Below are 8,673 nucleotides of genomic sequence, written 5' to 3'. Positions count from 1 at the left end.
GGCTCGATGTCCCGGACGCCGACCAGCCGGGCCAGCGACACCTGGGCCACCTGGAGCTCGTCGTACCAGCGCAGGATCAGACCGATCGGGTCGACCATCATCTGGGCCAGCAGCGGGGCCGGGTCGGGCTGGAAGTAGAAGTGCGGGCCCGGCAGCACCCGGGCGCCGAGGAACCGGGTGCTGCGCGCCGACCAGCCGGCCAGCAGGTCCGGCGGCGTGATCTCGTCCCGGTCCCCGCCGTAGACCGCCAGCGGGACGGACAGCGGCGGCTCGGCCCGGTCCGGGCGCCAGGTCTCGGCGAGTTCGAGGTCGGCCCGCAGGACCGGCTCCAGCAGCGGCCAGAACTCCGGGTCCTCCAGGAGGTCCCGCCCGGTGCCGCCCATCCGCTCGACGGCCGCCCGCAGCGGCTCGTCGTCCAGGTCGAAGCGGTGCACCGGGCGGGGCTGGTGCTCGGGCGGGGCGATCGCGGACAGGCCGAGCCAGTCGGGCGGCCGCAGGCCCTCGCGGCGCAGCGCCAGCGTCAGCTCGTACGCGGCGATGGCGCCCATGCTGTGCCCGAACAGCGCGTACGGCCGGTCCAGCCGGGCGCCCAGGCCGCGCAGCAGCGCTCCGGTGAGCTCCCCGGTGGTGGTGCAGGGCGGCCCGGCACTGCCGATCCGGCCCGGCGCCTCGACCAGGTGCACCTCCCAGTCCTGCGGCAGCAGCCGCGTCCACGGGCGGTAGCCGAGGTGCGAGCCGCCCGCGTGGTGCAGCACGAACAGCCGGAGGGCCGGGGCGGCCAGCGGACGCGGGCGCACCACCTGGGCCGTGGGTGCCGCCGCCGCGGCGCCGGGGGTCACCGGGTGCCGGCCGGCGCGGCCGGCCCCAGGTCGTACCAGTGCGCGGTGACGTGGGCGAGGCAGTCCTCGCGGCCGGCCGGGCCGTGGGTGGTCCGCCAGCCGGCCGGGACGGCGATCACGGCCGGCCAGAGCGAGTGCCGGCCGTCCTGGTCGACCAGGACGAGGTAGTCGGCCCCGGGGTCCTCGAACGGGTTGGTCATCGGGGGTCTCCCTCGGGTTCGGTACCGGTGGTCCCGGCGGTGCCGGAGCCGGGCGGGGCGGCGCCGGGCGCGGCCTCCACGGCCTTCAGTTCGGTCTCCACGACGTGGGCGATCTCGGCGGCCCGGTCCGGGCGCAGCAGGTCGCCGTGGGCGGCGCCGACGGTGTGCACCCGCAGCCGGCCGCCGGTCCAGGGCTGCCAGAGCGCGGCGGGCGAACGGGCCGGGTCGGCGTCCTCGCCGGCCGCGAAGTAGAGCAGGTCGCCGTCGTAGTGGCGGGGCACGTAGCCGTAGCCCAGTTCGGTGTCGTTGGTCATCACGGCGAGCAGGGCGGTGACGTCCCGGTCGGCGAGGCCGCGCAGGCTGCTCCCCTCGCCCTGCAGCGCCGTCAGCACCGCCTCCCGGCCGGGTTCGGCGCCCTCCGGGAGCCGGGCGCCCGCCGAGGCGAGCAGGATGCCGAGCAGGACGCGTTCCAGTTCGGCGGGTTCGGGCAGCGGGCGGCGTTCCGGCAGGGTGCCGAGCGGCAGCACGTCCAGCAGGGCGAGCAGTCCGGTCGGTTCCCCGGCGGCCCGCAGCCGGGCGGCCAGCTCGAACGCGACCAGTCCGCCGAAGGACCAGCCGAGCAGGTGGAACGGTCCGTGCGGGTGGACGGTGCGGATCTGCCGGAGGTAGTCCTCGGCCATCCCGGCCACCGATCCGGCGGGCTCCGACCCCGGTCGGAGTCCCCTGGCCTGGAGGGCCCAGAGCGGGCGCTGCGGGTCGAGGCCGCCGAGCAGCGCCGCGTACGGCCAGCCGACGCCGGCGCCCGGGTGGATGCAGAACAGCGGGGTGCCGGTGCCCTCGGGGCGCAGCGGCAGCAGGACGTCGAGCTGTCCGGCGGCGGATCCGGTGCCGTCCCGGCCGGCCCGGTCGGCGAGGGCGGCCAGGCCCTCGACGGTCGGGTCGCGGAAGAGGTCGGCGACGGTGAGTTCGACGCCCAGGTCGGTGCGCAGCCGGGCGAGCATCCGGGTGGCGAGGATGGAGTGGCCGCCGAGTTCGAAGAAGTGGTCGCGCGGGCCGACCCGGTCGCGCTGGAGCAGTTCGCGCCAGATGCCGGCGACGGTCCGCTCGGTGGCGGTGGCCGGGCGGTCGGGGCGGCCGCCGGTGTCCGGTGCGGGGCCGCTGCGGGCCAGCCGGTCGCGGTCGACCAGGCCGTCGGCGGTGCGGGGCAGGGCGGTGTGCGGGTGGACCGGGCACCCGGTGGGGGTGCCGTAGCGGTCGGCCGGGGCGGGCGTCCCGTCGGCCGGCGCCCCGGGGACGGCGGGAGCCGGGGTGGCGGGGACCGGGTCGGCCGGGTCCTGAGCGGCCGTCTCCAGGTGCAGGGCCGGGGCGTGCAGCGGGTGGACGGCGCCCAGGGTGTGGGCGCGGATCCAGGGTGCCCGGGGGTCGAGGCCGACGACCACCTGCGCGCCGTCGTGGCAGAGCGCGGTGTCGAGCGAGCGCAGTGCCTCGCGCGGGCCGAGGATCCGGTAGCCGCGGGCCTCGGTGAGCTCGCGCAGGGCGTAGCCGCGGCTCATCCCGCGCTCGTCCCACATGCTCCAGGCGATGCTGCGGCCGTCGATGCCGTCGCGGCGCTGCCGTTCGGCCAGGGCGTCCAGGTAGGCGTTGGCGGCGGCGTAGCTGCCGACGCCGGAGCCGCCGAAGTGGCCGTTGACGGAGGAGAAGGAGAGGAAGAGCGCGCCGGGCGTCTCCTCGACCAGCCGGTGCAGCACCCAGCCGCCGTGGATCTTCGGGTCCAGGACGGCGGCCTGCAGCTCCGGGGTCTCCTCGGTGACGGGGCGTTCGGCGAAGCCGCCCGCGAGGTGCAGCACCCCGGCCAGGGTGGTGTCCCAGGCCCGCTCGGCGGCGCGCACGGCGGCGCGGACGGCCTCGGCGTCGGTCACGTCGGCGACGGCGTGGGCGATCTCGCCGGCGGCGCTCAGCTCGCGGTGGGCGGCGATCCGGCGGGCCTGTTCGCCGCCCTCGGCCGCCCGCCGGTCCCACTCCCCGGCGGGGGGCAGCGGGGTGCGGCCGAGGAGCAGCAGCCGGACCCGGTGGGTGTCGAGCAGGTGGCGGGCCACCTCGACGCCGACCCCGCCGAGGCCGCCGCTGATCACGTACAGGCCGCCGGGCCGGAACACCGGGGCGGACCGGGCGGGCGGTTCGCCTCCGGGCAGGCGGCGCAGCCGGCGCACCCAGCGCACCGGGGCGGGGCCCCGGCCGGGGCGCAGGGCGACGTCCGGTTCGGTACCGGGGGTGGTGAGTTCGGCGACCAGCGGGCCGAGCGCGGGGCCGTCGGGGCCGGACGGGCCGGGGTCGATGTGCCGGGCGCGCAGCCAGGGCAGTTCCTGGGCCAGGCTGCGGACCAGGGCCACCGCCGGGGCGCGCCGGGGCTGCGGGCTGTCGGTGGACAGCACGGCCCGGCTGCCGGTGGCGACCACGTCGAGGGCGAGCGGCCGGTCGGGGCCGTAGCGGTCGGGGCGGGCCGCGAGGGCACCGGCCAGCCGGGTCAGTTCGGCGACACCGTCGGCGCCCGGGCCGTCGGCGGGCGGACCTGCGGTGAGGTGGACGATCCGGCCGAGCGGGGGCAGGGTGTCCAGCAGACGGTCCCAGTGGGCGCGGTCGGCGGCGTCGAAGGCGTCGGGGCCCCCGGAGGCGTCGGCAGGGCCGGCATCGCCGTCGGCGTCGGCGGGCGGGCGGCGCAGCACCGTCGTGGTGGGGTGGCCGGCCGCGCGCAGGGCGTCGGCGAGCCGCTCGGCCGGGGCGGCCCCGTCCGCGACGAGCAGGGTGTGCCCGCCGCCGGCCCCGCCCGGGTGGACGAGGGCGGCGGGCTGCCAGACCGGGGCGAAGAACCAGTTGGGCAGGGTGTCCCCGAGCGCCGCGCCGCCGAACTCGCCGGCCTCGAAGCGGGCCCGCAGCAGGCTGCGCCGGATCTTCCCGAGTTCGGTCTTCGGGATGTCCTCGCGCTCCAGCGCGATCAGGTGGGAGGGGCTGACGCCGGCCCCCCGGACCACGGCGGAGCGGATCCGCCGGGCCGTCGTCCCCGGGTCCGCGCCGGGGGCGAGGACGTAGAAGAGCGCCAGTTCGTCGCCCTCGCCGTCCGCGGAGCGGACCGCGCAGGCGGCCGTGAACGAGGTCTGCACCTCGGCCAGTTCCTCGGCCAGGGCCTCCAGTTCGTGGCTGGCGTGGTTGACGCCGCCGATGATGACGACGTCCTTGGCCCGGCCGGTGAGGGTGAGCGCGCCGTCCCGCAGCAGGCCCAGGTCGCCGGTGCGGAACCAGCCGTCGGCGGTGAAGGCCTCGCGGGTGCGCTCGGGGTCGCCGTGGTAGCCGTCGGTCACGGCCCCGCCGCTGACCTGGAGGTGACCGACCGTCCCCTCGGGCACGGGCGCGTCGGCGTCGTCGGTGATCCGCACCGAGAAGCCGGGGAAGGGCCGGCCGACCGAGGTCGGCGCGTCGACGGCGCCCGCGGTCCCGGGGAGCGCGCCCGCGACCTCGCCGGAGGAGGTCTCGGACATGCCCCAGATCGGGTGCATCGCCCCGGCGGGCAGGCCGTGCGGGGCGAGCAGCCGGACGAAGCGCCGGGCCACCCGGTCGACCACGGCCTCGCCGCCGTTGAGCACCAGCCGCAGCGCGCCGAGGTCCCAGGAGCGCCCGGCCGCCCGCTCGGCCTCGTCGTTGACGAGGCCGAAGGCGAAGTTGGGCGCCCAGGTGGCGGTGGCCCGGCGGGAGTCCAGCAGGTCGATCCAGCGCAGCGGGTCCGCCAGCACCCAGGAGGTGGGCGCGTGCACCTGGGCGGCGCCGGCCGCGACGAAGGCCAGGTGGAACATCACCACGCCGCCGACGTGGTCCAGCGGCATCCAGTTGACGGCCGTGTCGTCCGGTCCCAGGCCGTGCCGCTGCCCGGCGGCGGCGGTGTGGGTGAGCACGTTGCGGTGCCGCAGCCGGACGGCCTTGGGGGTGCCGGTGCTGCCCGAGGTGAGCATCAGCAGCACCGGGTCGTCCGGGCCGGCGGGGTGCGGGTCGTGGTCGGCGGGCCCGGTGACCAGTTCCTCGACCACGGCGCGGCGGCACTCGGGCGGCAGTTCGTCCGCCCCGGCCGCGTCGGTGAGCACCAGCGGGTCGCCGAAGGCGCGCCGGGCGTGCTCCAGCCGGGCCTCGGCGGCGGCGTCGGGCCGGCCCGGCGCCGGGGCGGCGAGCGGCACGGCGACGAAGCCGCCCAGGACGCAGGCCCAGAAGCCGGTGAGGAACTGCCGGGCGCCGGCGAGCCGGAGCAGCACCTGGTCGCCGGGCCGCAGGCCGGCGGCGCGCAGGCCGCCCAGGACCCGGGAGGCCTCGTCCAGCAGTTCGGGGTAGCCCTGGCGGTCGGTGCCGCCGTCGGGCAGCACGTACTCCAGGCCGCGGGCGGCGCCGTCCTGCTCCGCGACCCGGCGCAGGAGGGCGCCGAGGGTCTGCTCGGGGTGCCGCTCCAGCGGCGCGCCGGTGCTGACGGAGGGCGGACCGTCGGGCCGCCCGGTGGCCTCCGCGGCGGGGCCCTGCTCGGCCGGGCCGGCCGGGGCGGGGACGGGCGGGGCGGGGACGGGCGGACGGACGGTGTCGTCGGCGCTCCCGGCGGGCCGGAACGGGGCGGCGACGACGGCGAGGGCGCGGTCCGGGCCGAGCCGCTCGCGCCAGTGGGCCTCCCAGCGGTCCAGCAGGGCGGCGTCCGGCACCGGGATCCGGGCCAGCGCGGCCTCGTCGGGCGCGCCGCCGGGGGTGCGGGGCAGTTCGGGGAGCAGCGAGACGGTGAGCGGCACGGCGGCCGGCAGTGCCTCGCGGGCGGCGCACAGCACCCGTTCGGGGTCCAGCTCCCGGGTCGGCACCACGTGGGCGACCAGTTCGGGCGTGCCGTCGGTGGTGTACCGGACCGTCAGGGCGCAGTCCCGGACCGGCTCGGTCGCGGTGATCCGGGCCGCGACCGGGGCGAGCCGCACGGTGTGGTCGCCGAGCCGGGCCAGGCCGGGCGGCGGGCCCGCCGGGTCCAGTTCGCCGTCCTCGGTGAGCCGACCGCGCTCCCCGGTGTCCGCGGTGGTGCCGTCGGGCCGGACGAGCCCGACGGCGCCGTGCACACCGAGCGGTGCGGGGGCGCCGTGGCCGTCGAGGATCCGCAGCGGCCGGACGGGGCGCAGCCCGCCGGAACCGTCGGCGGGGGCCACCGCGAGCGGGCCGGTGGCGGGTGCGGTGTGGGTGGGGCGGAGCACCCCGGGGCCGAGGGCGGCCCGGTGGCGGGCGAGCAGGGCGGCGGGCAGGGCCGGGCCTGCGTGCAGGACGGCGCGCGGGCCTGCCGCGCGCCGTCCGGCGGCGAGCCGGGCGAGCTGGGATTCGGTGGCGAGGACGACCTCGGCGGTGTCCCCGTCCTCCCCCGGGTCCGCGTCGGCCGGGTCGGCGTCCACCGGGGCGACGCGCAGGGCGGCGCCGTGCACCAGGGGCAGCAGCGCCTCCCAGATCCAGCGGGCGGTGCCGGGCGGTGCCCACCAGCGCACGGTGTCGTCCGGGCCGAGGCCGGCCGCGGCGGCGAACCGGTCGAGCTGGCCGACCAGTTCGGCGTGGGTCACGGTGACCGGGCCGTCCGGGGAGGCGAGCAGGACGGCCGGGTCGGCGCCGCGCACCGGCCCGGTCCGGCCGGGCGGCGGGTCGGGGACGGGGCCGGCGGCGGCTCCGGTGGCGTGGGCGCCGGTGCTCAGCAGCAGGGGCGCCGGGCCGGTGAGCGCCGCGAGGACGGGCGCCGGGGTGTCGCCGTCGGCGCCGGGCGCGTCGGCGAGCAGCACGGCCGGGGCGGTGGCGTCGAGCAGCGCGGCCGTCCGCGCGGGCGGGTCCGCCGGGTCGAGCGGGACGACGGCCGCGCCGAGCTGCAGCACCGCCAGCAGGGCGGCGGCGGCGTCCGGACCGGCCGCGCAGGCCAGCGCGACCCGGTCGCCCGGGCCGACGCCGCGGGCGTGCAGCCGGCGGGCCGCCCCGGCGGCCCGGTCGGCGAGTCCGGCGTAGTCGAGCACGGCGCCGCCGGCCCGTACGGCCGGGGCCGCGGGGGCGGTGGCCGGCCGGGCGGCGAACCGGGCGGCCACGGTCGCCGGGTGTGCCGCCGCCGGGTCCACCGGGTCGGCGGCGGCCACGTCGGTCCCGTCGGCCAGCGGCAGCCGGGACAGCGGTAGCGCGGGGTCGGCGGTGACGGCCGCCAGCAGCAGCCGCAGGCGCTCCACGGTGCGGCGGGCGGTGCGGCCGTCGAACAGGTCGGTGGCGTGCACCAGGGTGCCGCGCAGCACGCCGTCCTGCTCCCACAGGTGGAGTTCCTGGTCGAAGCGGCAGCTCCAGTCGGCCAGCGCGACCGGGCTGACGGTGAGCCCCGGCAGTCCGATCTCCGGGCGGTCGAAGTTCTGCAGCGCGAACACGACCTGGAACAGCGGGTTGCCGCCGGGGTCGCGCTGCGGGGCGACCGCCTCGACGATCTTCTCCAGCGGGATGTTCTGGTGGGCGAAGGCGCCGAGGCTCACCTCGCGCACCCGCTGGACCAGCGCGCCGAAGGCCGGGTCGCCGGAGGCGTCCACCCGCAGCGGCAGGGTGTTGACGAACATGCCGACCAGCGGGTCGAGCTGGGCGTTCTCCCGGTTCGCGACCGGGGAGCCGACCAGCAGGTCGTCCTGCCCGGTGGTGCGGTGGAGCAGGGCGGCGAAGGCGGCCAGCAGCACCATGTAGAGGGTCGCGCCCTGGGCGCGGCACAGGGCCTTGACGGCCTCGGCGAGGTCCGGGGAGAGCGTGAAGTCGACCCGGTCCCCGGCGAAGGACCGCTGCGCGGGCCGCGGCCGGTCGGTGGGCAGCCGCAGCACCGGGAGGTCGCCGGCCAGCCGGCCGCGCCAGTAGTCCAGCCCCTCCGCCAGGCGCTCCCCGGCGAGGTGCTCGCGCTGCCACTCGGCGAAGTCGCCGTACTGGATCTCCAGCGGCTCCCATCCGGGCGCGGCGCCGAGCGCCCTGGCCCGGTAGGCCTCGGCGAGTTCGCGGATCAGGACGCCCGCCGAGGCGCCGTCGATGACGATGTGGTGGACGCAGAGCAGCAGCAGGTGGTCGTCCGGGCCGAGCCGGAACAGCACGGCGCGCAGCAGCGGTCCGCGTTCGAGGTCGAACGGGCGGCCGATCTCGGTGAGCAGGCCGGTCCGCAGCACGGGGTGGGCGGTGATGTCGGGGCCGCCGACCCCGTGCTCCGTCAGGTCCACCACGGGCAGCGCCGGGCCGGCCGCCGCGCCGACCACCTGGACCAGGCCCTCGCCGGTCTCGGCGAAGGTGGTGCGCAGAGTCTCGTGGCGGTCGGTCAGGTCGCCCAGCGCCCGGGCCAGGACGCCGGGGTCGGGGGCGCCGCCGGTGAAGCGCAGCAGCAGCGGGACGTTGTAGAAGGCGTTCCGCGCGTCGAGCCGGTAGAAGAACCACATCCGTTCCTGGGCGTAGGACGCCGGGAAGGTGAGGGGCTGCTCCGTCTCGGAGGGACCGGACGGGCCGGTCGGGCCGTCGGGGCCGGCCGTCGCCGGACTGGCCATGCTGGTGACTCCTCGGTGTGTGGGCGGGTCCGGCGGCCGGACGCGGCCGGGGCGGCG

Annotated in this window: 3 protein-coding genes; all 3 read right to left on the bottom strand. The window is 78.8% G+C overall.

Annotation, left to right across the window (positions count from 1 at the left end):
• On the bottom strand, positions 1 to 800 hold an 800-nt coding region (locus ACFCX4_RS11820; protein WP_376140978.1), incomplete at its 3' end, for a thioesterase II family protein.
• 35 nt (positions 801 to 835) lie between these two features.
• Positions 836 to 1,039 (bottom strand): MbtH family protein, encoded by a 204-nt coding sequence (locus ACFCX4_RS11815; RefSeq protein WP_376140977.1) that lies wholly within the window; start codon positions 1,037 to 1,039, stop codon positions 836 to 838.
• Entirely contained in the window at positions 1,036 to 8,616 is a 7,581-nt protein-coding gene (locus ACFCX4_RS11810; RefSeq protein ID WP_376140975.1) for a condensation domain-containing protein, read from the bottom strand. The genes ACFCX4_RS11815 and ACFCX4_RS11810 overlap by 4 nt, the downstream gene beginning before the upstream one ends.
• Positions 8,617 to 8,673: the final 57 nt, after the last annotated feature.

The organism is Kitasatospora sp. NPDC056327, from assembly GCF_042261735.1.
Lineage (GTDB): Bacteria > Actinomycetota > Actinomycetes > Streptomycetales > Streptomycetaceae > Kitasatospora.
The sequence above is the reverse complement of the archived record's forward strand: the minus strand, read 5'-3'. Positions and strand labels throughout refer to the sequence as shown.